At 59.6% G+C, this 17,769-nt stretch carries 18 protein-coding genes, 1 tRNA gene and 2 pseudogenes; 7 read left to right on the forward strand and 14 right to left on the reverse strand.

What is annotated here, in order from left to right:
- Positions 1 to 60 precede the first annotated feature (60 nt).
- The 5 genes from SO156_RS40330 to SO156_RS40350 form a co-directional block, all read right to left on the reverse strand.
- Complete coding sequence (locus SO156_RS40330) at positions 61 to 1,329, reverse strand: DASS family sodium-coupled anion symporter (protein ID WP_498538667.1); 1,269 nt, start codon at positions 1,327 to 1,329, stop codon at positions 61 to 63.
- Positions 1,326 to 1,967: a hypothetical protein gene (locus tag SO156_RS40335; RefSeq protein WP_498538668.1), complete on the reverse strand. Its 642-nt coding sequence runs from the start codon at positions 1,965 to 1,967 to the stop codon at positions 1,326 to 1,328. Before SO156_RS40335 ends, SO156_RS40330 begins: the two co-directional genes overlap by 4 nt.
- A 324-nt stretch (positions 1,968 to 2,291) precedes the next feature.
- Positions 2,292 to 2,522, reverse strand: a complete 231-nt coding sequence (locus tag SO156_RS40340; protein WP_498538669.1) for a hypothetical protein — start codon at positions 2,520 to 2,522, stop codon at positions 2,292 to 2,294.
- 216 nt (positions 2,523 to 2,738) lie between these two features.
- Positions 2,739 to 3,296 carry a YidB family protein gene (locus SO156_RS40345; RefSeq protein WP_498538670.1) on the reverse strand — a complete coding sequence of 186 codons (558 nt, stop codon included), beginning with the start codon at positions 3,294 to 3,296 and terminating at the stop codon, positions 2,739 to 2,741.
- A 515-nt stretch (positions 3,297 to 3,811) separates the two neighbouring features.
- The gene (locus SO156_RS40350) at positions 3,812 to 4,309 is read right to left on the reverse strand and encodes a hypothetical protein (RefSeq protein WP_498538671.1); all 498 of its coding nucleotides are present in this window, start codon (positions 4,307 to 4,309) and stop codon (positions 3,812 to 3,814) included.
- A 769-nt stretch (positions 4,310 to 5,078) separates the two neighbouring features.
- Here SO156_RS40350 and SO156_RS40355 point away from each other — a divergent pair.
- The 3 genes and pseudogenes from SO156_RS40355 (at position 5,079) to SO156_RS40365 (ending at position 6,613) form a co-directional block, all read left to right on the forward strand.
- Entirely contained in the window at positions 5,079 to 5,603 is a 525-nt protein-coding gene (locus tag SO156_RS40355) for a cyclic nucleotide-binding domain-containing protein (protein WP_498538672.1), read from the forward strand.
- 196 nt (positions 5,604 to 5,799) lie between these two features.
- A pseudogene (locus tag SO156_RS40360) lies at positions 5,800 to 5,940 on the forward strand (hypothetical protein); the annotation flags it as partial.
- Positions 5,941 to 6,127: 187 nt separating this feature from the next.
- Positions 6,128 to 6,613, forward strand: a complete 486-nt coding sequence (locus tag SO156_RS40365) for a GMC oxidoreductase (RefSeq protein ID WP_498538673.1) — start codon at positions 6,128 to 6,130, stop codon at positions 6,611 to 6,613.
- A 111-nt stretch (positions 6,614 to 6,724) separates the two neighbouring features.
- Here the strand turns inward: SO156_RS40365 and SO156_RS40370 are convergent, their stop codons facing one another.
- Positions 6,725 to 6,934 (reverse strand): hypothetical protein, encoded by a 210-nt coding sequence (locus SO156_RS40370; protein WP_498538674.1) that lies wholly within the window; start codon positions 6,932 to 6,934, stop codon positions 6,725 to 6,727.
- 182 nt (positions 6,935 to 7,116) lie between these two features.
- Here SO156_RS40370 and SO156_RS40375 point away from each other — a divergent pair, with 182 nt between their 5' ends.
- Positions 7,117 to 7,539, forward strand: a complete 423-nt coding sequence (locus SO156_RS40375) for a hypothetical protein (protein WP_498538675.1) — start codon at positions 7,117 to 7,119, stop codon at positions 7,537 to 7,539.
- Positions 7,540 to 7,766: 227 nt separating this feature from the next.
- On the opposite strand, the gene SO156_RS40380 is transcribed toward SO156_RS40375, so the two are convergent.
- From SO156_RS40380 to SO156_RS40410, 7 genes and pseudogenes are all read right to left on the reverse strand, one after another.
- On the reverse strand, positions 7,767 to 9,482 hold the full coding sequence (locus SO156_RS40380) for a SulP family inorganic anion transporter (protein WP_498538676.1): 1,716 nt from the start codon (positions 9,480 to 9,482) through the stop codon (positions 7,767 to 7,769).
- A gap of 554 nt (positions 9,483 to 10,036) precedes the next feature.
- Complete coding sequence (locus SO156_RS40385) at positions 10,037 to 10,264, reverse strand: hypothetical protein (RefSeq protein WP_498538677.1); 228 nt, start codon at positions 10,262 to 10,264, stop codon at positions 10,037 to 10,039.
- Positions 10,265 to 10,844: 580 nt separating this feature from the next.
- Positions 10,845 to 11,538: pseudogene (locus SO156_RS40390) on the reverse strand (recombinase family protein).
- Between the two features lie 202 nt (positions 11,539 to 11,740).
- Positions 11,741 to 11,998, reverse strand: coding sequence for a hypothetical protein (locus SO156_RS40395; RefSeq protein ID WP_498538678.1), 258 nt, complete (start codon positions 11,996 to 11,998; stop codon positions 11,741 to 11,743).
- A 454-nt stretch (positions 11,999 to 12,452) separates the two neighbouring features.
- A complete protein-coding gene (locus tag SO156_RS40400) occupies positions 12,453 to 13,820 on the reverse strand; it encodes a phage/plasmid primase, P4 family (RefSeq protein WP_498538679.1) in 1,368 nt (455 codons plus the stop codon).
- A complete protein-coding gene (locus SO156_RS40405) occupies positions 13,813 to 14,562 on the reverse strand; it encodes a bifunctional DNA primase/polymerase (RefSeq protein WP_498538680.1) in 750 nt (249 codons plus the stop codon). Before SO156_RS40405 ends, SO156_RS40400 begins: the two co-directional genes overlap by 8 nt.
- 11 nt (positions 14,563 to 14,573) lie before the next feature.
- A complete protein-coding gene (locus tag SO156_RS40410; protein ID WP_498538681.1) occupies positions 14,574 to 14,930 on the reverse strand; it encodes a hypothetical protein in 357 nt (118 codons plus the stop codon).
- 131 nt (positions 14,931 to 15,061) lie between these two features.
- Here SO156_RS40410 and SO156_RS40415 point away from each other — a divergent pair, with 131 nt between their 5' ends.
- The 3 genes from SO156_RS40415 to SO156_RS40425 are packed head-to-tail and all read left to right on the forward strand — an operon-like array spanning position 15,062 to position 17,247.
- On the forward strand, positions 15,062 to 15,649 hold the full coding sequence (locus SO156_RS40415) for a hypothetical protein (protein ID WP_498538682.1): 588 nt from the start codon (positions 15,062 to 15,064) through the stop codon (positions 15,647 to 15,649).
- 24 nt (positions 15,650 to 15,673) lie between these two features.
- Positions 15,674 to 15,949: a hypothetical protein gene (locus SO156_RS40420; protein ID WP_498538683.1), complete on the forward strand. Its 276-nt coding sequence runs from the start codon at positions 15,674 to 15,676 to the stop codon at positions 15,947 to 15,949.
- Positions 15,946 to 17,247: a hypothetical protein gene (locus SO156_RS40425; RefSeq protein WP_498538684.1), complete on the forward strand. Its 1,302-nt coding sequence runs from the start codon at positions 15,946 to 15,948 to the stop codon at positions 17,245 to 17,247. Before SO156_RS40420 ends, SO156_RS40425 begins: the two co-directional genes overlap by 4 nt.
- A gap of 114 nt (positions 17,248 to 17,361) precedes the next feature.
- Here the strand turns inward: SO156_RS40425 and SO156_RS40430 are convergent.
- Positions 17,362 to 17,435 (reverse strand) — tRNA-Gly (locus tag SO156_RS40430).
- Positions 17,436 to 17,769: the final 334 nt, after the last annotated feature.

A 17,769-nucleotide genomic window follows, 5' to 3' on the forward strand; every position in this document is an offset into this window, starting at 1 on the left:
CCGATCGAAGCTATTGTCGCGCATCGAACCCTCCCTGCCGGGCTGGATTCGATCACCGAATTAATGAACATGCACAGTAATGACCGAGAAGTAGCTGCTTGCAAATAGCAGAGCAAACGCCATCAGCGGCGCGGGCACGCCTCCTCGGATGCCGACGTCAAGAAAAACGCCGAGCAGTGCCAGCACCTGTGAAGTCTGGCTGACAAACATGTAGTGAATTAGCACATACAGTGCGACCAGTATGACGTAAGTCATCTGCCATGAAAGGCCGACTATGTAGGACGCCAGCCGCTGGCCGACGTAACCCATAAACCCGAGTTCGTTGAGCTGCCCGCTCAAGGCAAACAGCACGGCAAGCCATAGAAACGTTTCGAGGGCCTCTCCGTGTTCTGCGATGTCTTTCAATCCTATAACATTTGACATGAGCAACATTCCCAGGCCAGCGAAAGCGACGCTGGTCGCATTCAGTTGCAACGAATCGCCAAACACCCAACCCAGGATCATGAATGCAAAGATGCCGGCCGTGATCCATTCATCGCGCTTGAGCGGACCAAGCGCCGCAAGCTCCTTCCGGGCCGCAACGGGTGCGTCGGGTGTTTGGCCAATCCCTGGTGGGAAAATGCGCGCCACAAGCCAGGGAAGCAGCAAGAGCGTAATCAGTGCAGGCACTGCGGCCACGATCAACCACTTGCCGAAGCCAATTTCTACCCCGAACCCCTTTACTATCTGGACCCCGAGTGGGTTGGCCGAGGTAGCGGTCATCCAAAGCGCAGATGAGACCGACAGGCTCGCCATCCCGCAGAACATGAGGTAGCCGCCCAGTTTACGACCCTTGAGATCCTCCGGTCGCGAACCGGACCCGCTGGCGACTGACAATACAATCGGGAACAGAACTCCACCTCGCGCCGTGTTGCTGGGAAAGCCCGGAGCAATGATGGCGTCCGTTATGACGATACTGTAGGCAAGCCCAAGAGACGATTTGCCGAACAGACTGACCATGAATAGGCTGATGCGCCGTCCCAAGCCCGACTTCACCACGGCGATCGCGACCAGGAAGGCGATTACGACCAGCAGCACACTAGCGTTGGCAAACCCCGCAAAAGCCTTTGCCGGCGAGATGGTGCCCGTCAGGACTACCGCTGCAACAGCGAGCAGCGCGGACGGGAGCAACGGAAAGGAGCCGATCAGGACCGACGCGATCGCCGATGCAAACACGGCAAACAGGTGCCATGCGGGCGGGGTTAATCCAGCGGGAACAGGTGTTAGCCAGATCCCGGCGGCCAGCACGAACGGCAACGCCTGCTTCAGGACTGTGAGGGAGCGTCTCATGGCTTGGATGTGCCTGTGTCTGGTCCGTTCTGTGTTGACAGAAGTCGCACCTTGCCGCTGAGCCTTGTCGACTGGCCCTGGACGATCCCATCTTCGTTCTCCAGCAGGAAGCGCCAGGAGAACTCGTAGGTGCCCGTCGCGCCCTTATACCGACCGCTGCCCCCAACAAAGGTACCGACAATACGATTACCTGCCGGGGTGGTTTCGCCCTGAAGTTCGCTATAGATTTGGTTGTCCGTTTCGTCCGTCCAGACAGCCCTGCCTATTAAGCCCGTAGCGCTGTCGTTGAGTACAACAGCCTCGGCGCGGAAGCCAAGCGCAGGACGTGAGCTCCCGTAAAGCATCAGTGATCCACTGTAATCCGCAACCGAAGCGCGGCGATCACCGCCGAGACTAATGTCTTGTCGGCTGCCAGCCGCGGTCCAAGTTCCGCTGAATTCGTGCCAGGCGAAATCCTCAGAAGCGGAATCAGCCGGTGCCGGCGACGTAGCGCCAAGTCCGGCAAGCATCAGAGCGACGAGGAGAAGAGATGATCTCTGCCAGCCATCCGTCGAAAGATGCCACGCTGCGCTCCTTAGGCTGCCGCAGCTGACCATCCCATTCAGGCGTCCACACCGAAGTGCAGCGAAAAGAGACATGCGTTGCCTCCCCGTATCCTCAAACGGATACCTGCACGGAGCCGAAATCCCAGCTTGATGTGGATCAATGGACGCCAGAGGCCCACGGTATTACGGCAGCAAAGGTTGGGATGATTATGCGGCGGGCAACGGCATTTGGTTGTACGCCGGCATCCAAAGGCAGCGACAACATCATTTACGTTCGCCAATAGGCACATAGGCGCATAGGGGCGCCCCAAAAAGGTCACCTCTTCGTATGCCTCGCGCGCACCCGACCCGACAGGCGCTATGAGCCTGTTCAGTCAGGACAACGCGACTGCGCAGTTGCAACGGCAGCACGGAAACTTACATTTTTCCCTGCCCGCTGGGTTGGTTCTGCGGTTGTTGCTGCCGTGTCTGTTCGTTTGCGCGGCGTCGACCGTAGGCACAGCCAGCGGCCGCTCCCACCACGCCATGACCGGCGTAGTGCCCGGCGACGCCGCCTGCGATAGCGCCCTTGATGCAGCCCTTGGCGTCGGCCGCCGACAGCGATCCCATAACGAGTGTGGTTACCGCGAGTATGATCAGGGATTTCATGGTAGGTACCTCCGTGAGGCGCAAACGGTCGTATGTGACGACCAGCTAATCCTGCAATGTCAGGCAACCGCTGCACATCCCATCACACCGCGTGGGTGGTGGCCTGACATCGCATTGTAGAGCCCGCCTGGTGGGAGTTACGCGTCCTATTGGTCCGAGCGAGCTAGAACCGTTCCTGCGCGATGTCAGCGGCGAGCCGACCAAGCACATGAGCTGTCAAAGCAAGCGCGACGCTTCTTGCTCTGTGGGTGCTCTCCCCTTCGGCGTTAGTTGATTAATCGCATTCGGCAGATGTTCACTCAAAGTCTTGATTAGATCATCACGCGACATGCCGGTTAGCTGCGTCAGCATTTTGATTTGATCTTCGCTCAGCACTTTTGACAAAATGTCCGGTGAAATCTGCTTGTTAGGCTCGTTGCTGACCCAAGATTTAGCGACCTCCCCGTGGCCTTTCTCCTGAAATTGCTTGAGCAGATCGTTCAGGCCGCCGCTGACCGTGGTCCCGGCGGTGCCTCCGCCAAGAAGGCCGCCCAATCCACCACCGAGCAGATCGCTGAGACTACCACTGTGTGAAGCAGAACCGGATACGCTACTGGGTCCGGTCGGGGCCGAACTCGGCTGACTTTCGCGTAGGTGATTTATGGCCTTATGGGCAAGCAGACCCATAACAGCCATGGCGGCGGGCGACATACCGCCGCTCCTACCGGCGGGAGCCGGAGTACTTTGTCCGCGCGGCCCATTCTGCATTCCATTCAGAACATCGAGTAAACCCACTAGTGCCTCCTATGATTGCAGCCCCAACTAGGCGAAGGATAGCGTTGACCTTGTGATTTCCAGCGGGCATCGCGTGGTGCGCTACAGCTTCATCACGGCGCGACGTGGCCTGTCACCACGCGGTGTCTAATCACTTGCGCGCGCATATGTGCGGGAGGTCTATCCGTCCAGCCCGCAGCGATAGAAATCTTTAGCCTTACGACATCTTGACGTTGATCTGGATCAAGCAAAGGCGACGAAGCGTCGCCTTCACGCGCAGCACCCAGCATGGTTTGCTGCCGCGCCCGATGAGACAGGCATGCTGATGTTGTCATGGCAGTGTTCTAGGATCTGTTCGATCAGACATTCGCTGCGAACGAAAAAACAGATGCCATGAAGCGGTTAGGGTACCTGACCGCACTCAATCCCGGGTGAGCGCCCCCGGGGTCACCCACCCCTCGGCGAGACAGCAGTCCACCGCCAGAGCCGTTCTGTGGATGCGCATGGCGGCTTGGCCGTGCAGAATGCGGCTGATGTCACCCAGCGCGCTCTCCAGAAGCTGGCTTCCCCTTATGGTGCTGCCCTCGTGCTTGATCTTGCTCGACCAGAACGTGGCGCAGTTGAACATGCCTTGCTTTGTAACCGGGTTTGAACCACCTCAGTTCAGTTGGCCCTTCCGCCTCTTTGTCCCAGGCAAACCAGGCATAGGCAGTTGTCCCACTGCCTTTCGGCTCGACGCCGCTTGGGTAAAAAGTAATGCGCTCACTGAAAACCCAGACGCGGGCGGGTGGCATCTTGGAAAAGATCGTATTCGCTCTGTTCGCGCCCTCCAAGAAGGCCAAACGCAATAGCAGGGCGAGCTTTCGCTTCGCCAGCTTGACGCCGCTCGCGACAAAACCCTCGGCGCAATTATAGGGCGGATTGGTTAGATGTTGTCGGTCCTTTACGCGCGTTAAGATGACTGTTGGAGCCGGAGAATAGCAGTCGGAGGCTGAATCTGTTCTGCTGCGCTGCAATTGTTTGACATAGATCAACAAAGCTCAAGTGCCGATCTATTCGGTAAAAAGTGGGGGATCAATGATTGATGGGCTTCCGCGATGAGGAGTCCGATCGCAAGTCGATCCCTGTGCTGATGCTGCAGGACCGCGACGCATCGCGTCGCGACGCTGGCCGACCTGAAACAGAGCGAGGACGTCCTCATCGCCGGGCTCGGTTACCGACGACGTTGATTCATCGAGAATCGGACAGCGCTCCTCTTCAACGAGGTAACATGAATCATTTCGCCACAGCTTCGTCTGCCGGGTTTATTGCCAACGTATTTGTTAGCGTGCCTTCGTGCCTACCCCTGCTGAGGCCGCGACTGGGATGGCCCTGCGTGTAAGGCAGAGGCGAAGTACCAGAGGATGGGCTGGCTTGCGAGGCGGAGATACCTGAACAAAAGGACGGTCAAACTCACGCCGGCCGAAATTGCGAAGATTGCTGTAAAGAAGGCGATCGTTGGAAGCAAGGCAGAGGCCAAGGCCAAGAAGATCCGCTGGCTTGCGAGACGTAAATTCGTCAACGCTTGCGCAACAGCCGCTCTCAAGGATCATTCTCTTGACGTCAACGAAGTGCGTAGAGAGCTGAACGTAAGTGGGTCTCCGGGTGTACTCACCCCAAGAAATTGGATGCCATCAGAACGTCTTTTGTTGAAAGCGTGGTCACTAGCAGACACTAACCCCACAGCAGACACTAATCGATGTTCGCTTTATCCTATCTCGGCATCAGACTAATTATCCACGAGCTGAAAAGAAGGAGCCGAGCATGCCTTCAATAATTCCAGATGTCGGTGCTTTGGAGAGGAGGCTTGCAGGCTTGCCCGTGGTGAAGCATCGAGCACGCGAGGCTGTATTTAGCGCCGGTTCAGAGACAGGTAGGCTGCTTTTCCTCAGAAATGGTGCTGTCGAGGTCGTCAAGGATGGAGTACAGATTGCCAGGGTGTCGGCACCCGGTTCGGTTTTCGGCGAACAGGCGATCCTCTTAGGTCAGCCCCATACGGCAGACGTGAGGACTCTGGAGGAATCTGAGTTCTATGTTGCCGACGCGGCAGCAATACTTATTGGCGATCCAACCGTTGCCCTCTATGTCGCTGCGATCCTTGCGCGACGACTCGACGCAGGCAACCGATCGCTTATCGAGCTTAAGCGCCAACTCCGAGCCGGCGAGGCACCCAGCGTGATTGGTAGGACGGTCGAGAAGGCCCAGGAACTGCTAAGCTACAGCGACGGCGTCAGTCTCCTATACGCCGGCTATCCATTCGATCCGTTTCAGTCCGACAAATCGAAGTAAGTTGTAGCGTCGCCTGCTGGGGTCTACTGCCACATCACGTGCAAAACAATCGCATTGGAAGCTGGGAGATCTCGCGATTGGCCGTCGGCAACAGCCGTCGGTCTGCATCGGGAAGGCGAGGAGCCGTAGCCGATAATGCACGGTCGCGGGAAATGGCAAACGCTGCTCGACGGCAGCGGCCTATCTGCATCCCGTGATGAGCCGACCGAACCTCACGGTCATTACAAACGCCCAAGTAGCTGGGATTGTTTTCGACGGCAAGCGCGCGACCGGATTGCGCTACCGCCCCGATGGGCGCGAAGAGGCCGCCGAGGCCTCGCGCGAGGTGATCCTTTGCGGCGGGACCTTCGGCTCGCCGCAGCTTCCGCTGCTCTCCGGTGTCGGTCCCGCGGACGAACTCAGGTGGCACGGAATCAGCGCCGTGCACGATCTCAAGGGGGGCGGCAAGAACTGCTGGATCATGTCGATTGCATCACATGCTATTCATCGAAAGAGACCGATCTGTTCGGTCTCACCCGGGCGGCGTGGTCAAGCTGTTTCGCAGCATGTTTCAATGGCGCAAGGACGGAACCGGCCTTCTCTCGTCGCCAGGTTCGGAAGGCGGAGCCTTCCTGAAATTAGATCCCGGCCTCGATCGCTCCGATCTTCAGTTGCATTTCATCATCGCAGTACTCGAGGGCCATATGCGCAAGGTTCATTTTGGCTATGGCTTCTCCTGCCGAGTCTGCCAACTGAGGCCCTATTCGCCCGGCGAGGTCGGTTTGGCCAGCAGCGATCCCCTGGCGCCCCCGCGCATCGATCCGCGCTTTCTGTCCGACGCACGCGACGCCGAGATCATGCTGAAAGGCATCAAGCTCGTGCGGCGGATCATGCAGGCGCCGGCATTGGCGAAATACCGCGACAAGGATCTCTTCGCCGCCGGGATCACCTCTGACGAGGCGCTGTTGAACCACATCCACCCTGTGGGCACCTGCAAGATGGGTGGATTCACAAAATCCCGCTCAATGTGATTTGCGACAAGGTGCGTGGTTTACTCCCTAAATCGCGCGGGTCGTTCGCCACATGGGGTCAAGCTGAAGAACCCGGTGTGCCTTCGAAGGATGTGCAGAGGACTCAATCGTTCAGAGATGAGCACGCGGCAATAGCCATCCCATGATCTTCTGATACGGATCGCGATGACTGTGGACGAATGCGTTCTCGTTCTGCTGAGCGGCGGTCCTGGCGAATTCAGAAATCCCCTCCATAGACTGCCGTTTATCCTTCGGAAGCTTCGCCCATTGGCGAATGATCTTCCGGCGGGCTTCGCGTTGCTTTTCCCTTACGTCAGGCATCGGGACGCTCCTTGAAGAGGATTATTCCGGTCGACCTAGTATTGTTTGGGCTCACTAGAACTTCAACGTCCAATCAAGAACTCTAACCCCTCTGATCGTGCAGCGCTATACACGGGAGCTAGTCTCATATTGGCTTTGCAGGCCCGCCGCCCTAGAATTGCCGCGATCGCAGGACGGGCGAAATGCAGTATGTTTGCGACGCGCCGAACGGAAAGACCTGGTTCCGTATCGAGACGGAAGGTGAAGCGATGCAGGAGTCGCGCCTGATGGGCCACACAGTTGAGAAATATTTCCGCCGCGAGCGGGAGAAGGCAGTCCAGTCCTGGCGTCCCGAGCGGCCCAACGCGATCGAGCGCGACATCGGCCTCGAGGCCCATGTACAGCGAGAGATGCCGCTTTTCCTCACGCTGCGCGACAGGGAGGGCAATGCACTAACTACAGCGATGCTGCCACCGGGTGGCAAGGATCGCGGCGGGTTCCGGATCATCATCGTTGCCGCATCCAATGCCGATCCTTATCCTCAGCAGGACGCGGCCATCGCTGCACTGGGAGCGCATTTCGGTCTCACACTCGATCGCAACCGCTGCTTCCCCTACGGCCGCTAAGGAGCCTGACAAGTATCGCCGCTTGATTGGAGCGATGTCGGCTCCTGGCCCTTAGCGACATATTGCGCAGCCGCGCGAGCGTGGTAGCTAACGGGGCAAAGCAGACTTAGCCTTCGTCACGTCACGCCGAGGCTTGTGGCGCTTGCTCTGTAATGCCCGAGCACTGAGATTACAGACGTAGAGCAACGACGATGCGGACAGAGGCGAGCGTGACCCAGGACGGCCTTTCACAGTTCGTCCTGTCTAAGCGGCGCGATTTGTTGCGACTCTCGCAGGTAGGCCTTCAGGGCCTGCCGCAGTGTAGGAAGGATCCATGTCTCATGTTCGGGCCGGTAGAGACCAGCTTCCCGAAACCATTCGAGAAACTCGGCCTTGCGCCCGGCTAGCATCAGGAACGTTCCGCGCGCTTCGAGCCGTTCGCGCAAATCGCGTAGTGCATACAGTCCAGTCGTGTCGATCTGGCTGACTGGAATTGCATCGATCACAAACCATCGAAGCTCCGGGCCTGCGGCGTCGGCCACCGTCAGCGCTCTCGCCTTGAAGTAATCGGAATTGAAGAAGGTAAGCGGGCCATCGAAGCGATAGAGCACGAGCCCCGGAAACGTCCTGGCGTCTGGATGTCGATCGATCGAATGCAGACCGGGAAGTCCGTCGACTGTTCCCAGGACTTCGTCCCTCGGCCGCGCCGTCAACTTGACGAAGCGGACCAGGGCCAACCCCACTGCGATGAGGATCCCGTTGATGGCGCCCAGCGCAACCACTCCGAGCGTCGTGATCACGGCCAGGACGACCTCGCCACGATCGATGCTCCAGATTTCGCGGAGCGTTCGCGTGTCAAACAGCGAGATCGAAGCGAACACGAGCAAGGCGCCCAACGCAGCAATCGGCACATATCGCAAGGGGCCGGTCAAAAACAACAACACTGCGGCGATCGCCGCCGCAGCCACCAGGCCAGTCATTTGGGTGCGACCGCCGGCTGCAACGGCCATCGCCGTGCGCGAGTCAGCGCCGGTCACGGCGAACCCTTGAGACAAGGCGGAGGCAAGATTAGCCGCACCAAATGCAGCCAGCTCACGGTCAGCGTCGATCTCGTAGCCGCCCTTCGACGCAAAGCTGCGCGCTGTCAACATGCCACTCGAAAACAGCACGAGAGCGAGCCCGGCCGCGCTGCCCAGCAGAGATGGTATGTCGGCCGTTGGAAATCTGGGCAATCGCAGCGGCGGCAAGCCCGCAGGAACCGGTCCCAGAATGGCCACTCCATACTGGTCCAACCCGAACAGCGCGACCGCAGCGCCGGCGGCGATCAATATGATCGGCGCAGCCGGAAGTCGCGGTATCCAGCGCGCCAGCCCAAACAATATCGCCAGGCTTGCCGCTCCCACGAGCAAAGTCGGAACCTGCGTCTCCGGGAGCTTGGTGAAGATTTCGAACAGCTGCGGAATGACCCTTTTGGATTCGATTGAAAAGCCGAGCAGCTTGCCGATCTGCCCCAGGCAAATGGAAATTGCGACCCCATTCAAAAGTCCAACGAGGATTGGCTTGGAAAGAAATTCCGCCAGCGCACCGAGCCGCAGGAAGCTCGCTCCAATGCAGAACATGCCAGCCAGAAATGTGACTGCAACCGACAGCGACCAGTACAGTTCGACATTGCTGCCCGCCAGCGGAGCTACTGCGGCAGCGACCATAGCGCACACGGCTGCATCGGGATTCACGATCATTTGCCGCGAAGTGCCGAAGATGGCGTACGCGATCAGCGGCAGAATACTCGAATACAGCCCCACCACCGGATCGAAGCCTGCGAGTTGCGCGTAGGCGATCGCGACCGGCAAGGCCACTGCGGCAACAGAGATTCCCGCCAACAGATCGTGCCGAAAGTCGTCGGCAAAACTGTAGGACAAGAGTTTTACCAATCCGGGTGCGATACGCGTCAGACGGTCGGTCATGCCGGATTACGAGTAGTGGTACGCCGGAGCGCAAGCTACGCAACTCTAGCTGCACGAGCGAAGGTCCGCCAGTGGCCGTCTCGACCGAAAGGAGGCGCCACCAGCCTGCGTGCGCGTGCTCTCCGCCTGCGCGACGATCTCGCGAACGATGTCACCTGCCGGCTTGATCTCGGAGACCAGGCCGCCGCCCTGGCCCGACCAGAGGGAAGCGGCGTCGTGATCCTGCCTTGCTTTTAGGGACGGTGACTCGCAAGCCTGCTACGATGTCCGCAAGTGGCCCTTCTGCGACCTCGGGCAGTGTCCCCTCTTCCGTCGCTGTTGGGGTTGAGCGGAGATCAGGCCGGCCAAGCCGCTTACCGAGTACACGCGCTAGTACACAAGTGGCTCGCGGAAAATGATGTAGAAGATGTGCCACAGTAACCGGTACCGGTACCTGATCGCTTTTAATCCCGGCTGGGCGCCCCGGGGTCACCCACCCCCTTCAGCGACAGTGGCCACCGCCAGAACTGTTCGGCGGATGTGCATGGCGGTCAGGCCATCCATCATCACGCTACTCAACTTTTGAAGAGCTCTGTAAAGAGTTCGCAAGGTGGCAGCGGACGATTGAGCGTGATCACGATCTTCTCGATCGTATTCCAGTCCGGTCCCCTCTCTACTATCTCATCCAGGTCCTCCAGCTCCTCGAACGCTATTGTTTCTTGTCTGCCGCCTAAATAGCTTATCTCTGCCATCCAGCGGTCAGGCACTGAGGTCCCCATTATCGCTTTAGCCCTGCGGGACATTGCCGGGACTCCGATCGTTTGTGTTGGTCGTATCTCTACCGATGCACCAAGGCAAGATCGCGACTACAGGCGTCGATTGCGATGCTTACCGCTAATTTCGTGCAGCTCCTCGCGCGCGCATCTCACCGCTTTGCCGGCGCGTCTCAAAAGCTCCACACGCTTCGGAGGCCTCGTTTCAGTAACCGGTGCCGGTACCTTAGTTGTTCCAATCCCGGCTAAGTGCCCCCGGGTCCCCCACCCCCTCAGCGATAGCTGTCCACCGTGAGGGCCGCCAGAGCCGTCTACGCGGCGGGGCGTGATGGGTGCGCTGGCCAATCAGTCCCGCTACGCAAGTAACGAACAGCATCCATGCCGCTGAGGTCGTACTCTTCCACGATGAGGCGACCCAGCTCGCTGCCGCGCCGCGCTGCCCTCGCGGGCCTCCTCGAGCCGATAGGCGAGATCCGTCACGATCGCTTCCAGCTCGCGCTCTTCGGCGGACTTCGGAACGTCAGGAGAGTAAACGGTGTTAGTCATCGGCCCCTCGCGAGAGGTGTTCCTGCCAGAGCCGCTAGATATGTGTGCGTCTGGCGAGATCCATTCACGCGCCTGCTGCCGCCAGAAGCCGCGCCACCGCAGTCGGATGCCACAAACCGCCGCGGGGTGCGCTGACGCCCTGCTGATTCAGCTCATGCGCAATAGCGCCTCGTAGCGCCCGTTCGCTTGATACTCCCGATGATGCCTTGGAGATCGATTGCACGCTGCGCCGCCTTCTCCTTGATCTTGGCGACTGCTTCAGCGTTGCCTGTCTGCTTGCCGCGTAGGGCACGAGCGCCGTTCGGGTTACCAAGCTTCACGCCTCGGGCCTTTGCTGCGGCCAGAGCCTTCTTGGTGCGCTCGCCAATCAAACCGGTTTCCAACTCTGCGACCGCGGCCATCTGAGTGAGCAGAAACTTTCCCAACGGCCCAGGCGGAACACTCGGCAGGTCGCAGAACACCAAATCGACATCGCTGGCGACAAGCGATCGCAGGAGGTCCACGTTGCGGGTCAATCGGTCCAGCTTCGCGAATACCAGCTTGGCGCCGATGGCCTTGGCGTGCGACAGCGCTGCCGCCAGCTTCGGCCGGTCCGATTTCCGACCGCTCTCCGTCTCCACGTATTCGGACACGAGCGTCCACTGGCCCCCATTGAGATAGCTTGTGACGGCCTCGCGTTGCGCCTCGATACCAAGGCCGCTTCGTCCCTGCTTGTCGGTCGAAACCCGCAGGTAGGAGATAAATTTTCCCTGTGCCATGCCCCGAAAGGTCCCCAACACGCTTTGATGTAACGAACGTTAGATCAATTTGTAACGCTCTCCGTGGAGAACTCGTACGAACGTTTCGGAATCCCTGCGATTCCGTTTTGCATACCTTGCCGCGTCTGATGGGAAGTCCTCAAATGATAGCTGGATTATGCGCGGACGCGACCAGCGTCAGAAACATTTGGGTACGCGGCCCCTAGGGTTTCTCCGAGCCCGCCGCGGGGTCACGATCCTTGCTCTGGTCAGCCAGTTCATCATCGAAAACAAAGTCAAAGATCACGACATCCGCGTCTTGATCTTCGGGGTGGACCGCGTAGTGGCGATCCCGCGCCACCTCTGGGTCCTCGTGAATGCCTCGACGAACCTTCACGACCTTGAACGGACGCCGATGGCTCCAACCCTCAATCTGCTCAACTGCGCGGGAGAGTCGGTTGATGGTAGACACGGTGACCATTGTGATCTCCCATATCCCGGGCCAGCACGGCCAGCCGCTGTTGGATGTCGATTAATGTTTCCACCTCGAGGCAGGCGCGGATCTCTTTCAAGGCGTAGATAAACCGGGTCATTTCTTCCGATCGGATCCGCCTGTTCAGACTGAGCCTATAGAGCCGCGCCATTTCTCCCCTCACCCCGGCAAGTGTGTCCAGCGCCACCGCATTACGGGGGGATAGGACCTCGGTTTTTGATTTTTGGTTCAACGACTTCCTACCGGGGCATTGGGGTGTAAGTCACAGTATACGCGATCCATCCCTGCCGACGAATGTCCCTCCGCAGCGTCTTGAGTGATTGCCCTTCTCGATCCCGCTTTCTCGAGGCGGGTGACAGGTCCGACAGGTTATCCGGTTATCCCCGTTACGCGCGCGCGTGACGTCGATAATGGGAAAACCTGTCGGACCTGTCACCACCGCTCAGTGCTTCTTGATCACGACGCGGGCGTAGCCCCGCTGGCCCGTATGTGACTCGCGCCGCTTTTCGTAGCCTCGATCCTCCAGCATACCGGATAAACCCATGGTGCTCCCGGGCTTGATATTGCGTTCCTCGCACCAAACTTTCCAGGAAGCGAACAGAGCGCTCATGCGGGTGAAAGCGGTATCGGCCGCGTCTTCGGTACAGTCCTCCAGCCACTCGCCGACCGTATCCTGGCTCCGGAAATACTCGTCGGTCGCCTCGCGCACGCAGGCAGGTGCTGCGAGCCCATCCCGCTGCCATTGCAGGCAGCCGTCGAGGCACCAGCGCAGGATCGCCGCGCGCTCGCCCCACAGCTTTTCGGGCAGCTCAGAATCACGCTCGTCGGCCGGGATCCGCACGGTGAAGGGTGCAAGCAGCAAGCGCCGCCGCACGGCTTCGTCGACGGTGCCAATGCGCGGCTTGTGGTTGCCGGCGATGAACAACTTGAAAGTCGGCACGAAATCGAAGAAGTCCTGCCGCATGAACCGGGCGGTCAACCTGTCACCACCTGTCAGGGCCTTGATCTTGGTCTCATCCCAGCGACGCCCCTTCTGCGTTTCCTGCGCAACAACTAGCCGCGCGCCGCGCAGCTTGGCGAGATCGGTCGGGTGGCGCTCGGTGTTGCTCGAGACGAATGTGCCCATATCGGCAACGGTCGCGTAGTCACCGAAAATGCGGGCAAGCGTGTTAATGAACGTACTCTTGCCGTTCGCGCCTGTGCCGTAGGCTAAAACGAAGGCGTGCTCGGTCGTGAGGCCGGTGCAGCAATATCCGATGTAGCGCTGCAGGAAACCCTGCAGCTCGGCCTTGCCAGCAGTGATGCGCTCGAGGAATGCAGTCCACTGCGGGTGAGGCGTTCCGGGTGGTGCGGCCCCGCAAGCCGTGGACTTGGTGATATAGTCGAGCGGGTCCGGCTCGCGGGACAGTCCTGTGGCAAGGTCGTAGACCGCAGCCGGGATGTCGCCATCAGCGGCCGTGAGTAGATGCAAGTGGTTCTGGTCCCACTGCTCGGCCGTCGCCGAAAGGCGGCGATCGGCGCGGGCAAGCTGCACCACGGCGGCAACGGTCTTGGCCGAAGCCACAGCGGCAGGCTTGCCGCATTGCGGCGCGAACTCTCGGCAGATGACGCGAGCCCGGTCGAACGCGTGCAGGGTGTCATCGGCACGCCAGCTGTTGCCGACATAGATGAGCCACCGCCCCCAGGCTGCAACGTAACGGGAATCGGCGGCGTGCCGTTCCGCGTAGATAAGTGCAAGTGCGTCTTCCGAGCTGGCTGGGGGCTCGCCGGCATCCTGCAGAGCAGCCAACTTTACAATGTTGTCAGCCATTACCGCGTCTCCGCAGCTCCCTGCCAGCGATGCTATTCACAACGCGCTCGACATCACAGCGAGGCAGTGGGGGCGTGCAGTGGGTAGCGTTCCACGACTGCAGCAGGCCGAGAGCGACAAAAGGGTCGATGTGACGGCGCAGGAGATGGCCGGCGAGCCTTGCAATGCTGCAGTCGCGTGCGCCCTCACTGACGCCTTCGATCAGCGCGCGCCATTCCGAGGATAGAGTTGCGCTGACGGCTGCGCCCATCTGCATGGTCAACAGCCAGCTAGGCGCGCCCGCAATCACGTTCGCACTGTCCACACTCCAGCAGTAGGGGCGACCGCTCGGGTGGATGGACGGTGGGCTCAGCACGTATCCGCCCTCCCCGCGCACATCGATGTGCCGGCCAATCTTGCCTGCGGAGTTGCGTACAGGCTCCTGCGGCCACTTGAAGTAGATGTGGCGACCGCGAGCGGTGATCACCTCGACGGTTGCGGGCAAGGGGCCATGCTCCATCTCGAGCTGGCGCAACGTGGCTTCTGCGTCGAGACCATCCACGTCGACCACGAAGATGCCGGACGCCGCACCGGTCGCGATGGCGATGTTGTTATTGGGCTGTTGTTGCCACCAGGCCGAAATGATGTCCGGATCTGTGGTGGCGTCCTTGAGACCGTTGGCCGTTGCCGGCCGCTTATCGCGCGGCCGGCACGGAAAGATGTGAAGTCCCCGCGCCGCGAGCGCCAAGGCTGTCTGGATCACGGCGGGTCTCCCTAGAACGGGATTGCGTCGCCGACTTTGGCGGCCGGCGGGGCCTTCGGTGCGCGGATACGGATGCAGTCGACAGTGCTACCGCGCAGCGTCGTCGTGGACGGATAGAGTTCGATGCGATGGCCGGGCCAGTTATCGGTGTCGTCACCGGCGATCGCAGCGACGCTGTCCCAGTTGGTCATGTTGAGCGGCAGCGGCTTCATGCCGCCACGGAAGTACAATACGGTTTTGGTCTCCGCATCGCTGCCGCTGCCGAGCGTCTCGGTCGGAGCGCGCTCGATCTCGGGGACGTGCGGCTTGCCATTCAGATCACTCGCCTTCAGGTATTTTGACGGGAAGATTTCGTTGCGTTTGGCCATGTCTGGCTCCTGCGTTCCGATCGGGGTCATTTATTAAGTGGTGTATTACCACCACCATTATCTCTCAAACTGCCCGATCAACAAAGAGAAAAGAGGTGGACATCCACCACTTTTCATGATCTGGTTGGTTCATGGCTGGTCTCAAATCGTTCCTGCAGGGCGTAGCTCCGATATTGGGCGTTTCCCCCGCCGCGCTGTACGAGCGACAAAGAGCGCTCGTGAACATCGGCGTCCTGGAATCAACAACAGGTCGCGGACCTGGCAGCGGTGTCCCCTTCACTGCCGAAAATTTTGCCGCGGTTCTAATCAGTCTTCTGGCGGCTGAATCGCTGTCCAAGGTTGACGAATGCGTTGCGAAACTGTGCAGGGCAATGCCCGTGCCATCAAAGCAATACACAAGTTGGTGGATCGAAAGCGGCAAGCCCACCTTCAGGAGCGATGTTGGGCTGTTGCTAGCTGGACAAATGCCAATTTGGACTTTTGACCATATCTTTATAGGGGATTCTTTTAACGAAATCCGCGTCACTCGCCCTTGGCGCGGCCAACTGGTCAGCAGCGCCGGCGAGGTCTTCGATTACTATCCCACCGCGACTGACGAGGCCATGGTCAGCCGCTCAATCAGTGTTACTGCAGCGATCGAACGCGAAATGTTCTCTAAACTCCTTACTTTCACAAAGGGGGCGCTCAGCCAGATCGAAACGGAGGAAGACGATTCGTGAATCCGCGATCGATCCGCTGGCCGCTTGGCAATCAGCCTCGAACAGCGCGAAGCGGCAAAGGCGCTACGGCAGTGGCTTTGGGTTGTCAATTCGTGCCACCAGGACGTTGCCATGAGTACCGGTTGTTGGCGCATCAAACCTTCTGAGTTGGAGCGGACACTCAAGTCAATACGATCCGTCGGCTTGCAGGTCAGAAGTGTTGAACTGGCCGCGGACGGCACCATCAAGATCGCCGTCAGCGCGTCCGAGACCGGCGAGCCCGTCATCGAGACGTCTGAGCAATTGAGAAAACTATTATGAAGTCGAAGCCGCCCCGCTCTGCCCTGCCCTTGCCGCGATATGTACGTCGCAAGCCGTGGGGCGGACGTTGGTTCTACTTCTTCGACGTGCCAACGTGGGCGCGAAAGAAGGGCTGCTCCGTCGGCAACGAGCCGCTTGGCTACGACTACGCCGCAGCGGTCCAGCGAGCGGAGACGGTGCTGCTGCCCGCTTTCGATAGTTGGCGCACTGGCGGCAATGACGGCAAACCCGACGTTGGCGTGATCAAGGGCAGCATCGACTGGATGTTCAATGAGTTTCGTAAGACGTGGAATGAGGCAACCGCGAAACGTCCGCGCCCGCTGAGTCCTGGGCAGCAGCGCGTCCACGAGACCGGCATCGGCATGATTGCCGACTACGTTCTGCAGGACGGCAAGCGCCTCGGCACCAGGCGCGTCACGAGTCTCGACACCGCGTTCGTCGACGACCTGTTCAAGAAGCTGCTTCACAAAAGAGAAAAGGACGCAGGGGGCAACGAGATTCTGGTCCAGCGCCGCACTACGACCAACCACGCGATGAAGACCGCGCGCAACGCATGGAACACGGTTTCGCGCGCCAATCCTGGCGTGTTTCCACTGAAGAATCCTTTCGAGAAGATGGGACTGGTGTCAGGCGATACGCGCGAGACGCCACACGCAACGTTCGAACAGCTGATGATCTTCCGCGCCAAGGCTGTCGAGATGGGTCACTCGTCATTGGCAACGGCCGCTATGATCGGCTGGGAATTGCTGCAGCGAAAGGCGCACATCTTTATTCGTTTCGAGGTCAAGCACTACCGCCCCACCGACCGGCCGAACCACATCTACGTCATCAACTGGAAAACCGGCACCGGCTCGTGGGAGCCGCTTTTCAACGACAACGGCGAGCCGCTCTACCCAACGCTGATCAGGGAGTTGGACGAGATCAAGGCGAAGCGGCCAACCGGCGGACTGATGCTTCGCCGGGACGGGACCGGCCGCGCATGGGTTGGCAAGGACGAGCAGCTGACGCAGGTTGAGCGCAAGTGCCGGGAGATCATCGACGCGGCTGGCCTGCTTCCACTGATGGACTCTAACGGTGAACCACAGCCACTAACCTTCACCTCGTTCGGCCGCCACGGCGGCGCGACCGAGTCCGTAACGTCCGGCCTGACAGAGCTGGAGCTGATGAAGAAAGGCCAATGGTCATCGACCAAGGCAATGGGCCACTACATCCATGGCAACGACGAGGGCAAGCAGGTGGCCCAATTTGAAGCGCATCAAGAAGCGCGGCCAGAATGCCTGAGCCTCGCTCGAGATTGAACTCGGCCTTTATGGCACGAAGCATCGCGAACAGATCACGAAAACTTTGTCGGAAGTGTTCAGCCCGGCTTGTCGGAAGTTAGGAGCATCCTCAGGACAAGTCATTGAAATCATTGGAGCGGGTGAAGGGAATCGAACCCTCGTATTCAGCTTGGAAGGCTGCTGCTCTACCATTGAGCTACACCCGCATAGAGGCATCCCCTAACACGGCGCGCCGGGCGCCTCAACCGTCCAGAGCCGACCTTTTGGCGTTGCGAACAGGCCCTGCTCCGTCGCGCGCCGCGGTGTCGGGGCGCTGCGCCCCTTAACTTCGGCGCGGTCCCGACCTATATTGAGTCCCCCGAAACCAACGAAAGGAGGTGATCCAGTGTCTTATCTCAAGCGCTGTCACCTCGCTGGGATCGCCCGCTAGGCTTTGACGTGAAGCCTGGCAACGGGGCGCTCTCAGCCCTGGACCAGCGAGACAACAGATCGGGCGCGACGGGGTTTCCCCGCCGCGCCTTCTCTTTTTCGCACACATGC

It is taken from the genome of Bradyrhizobium sp. UFLA05-125 (genome assembly GCF_059803515.1).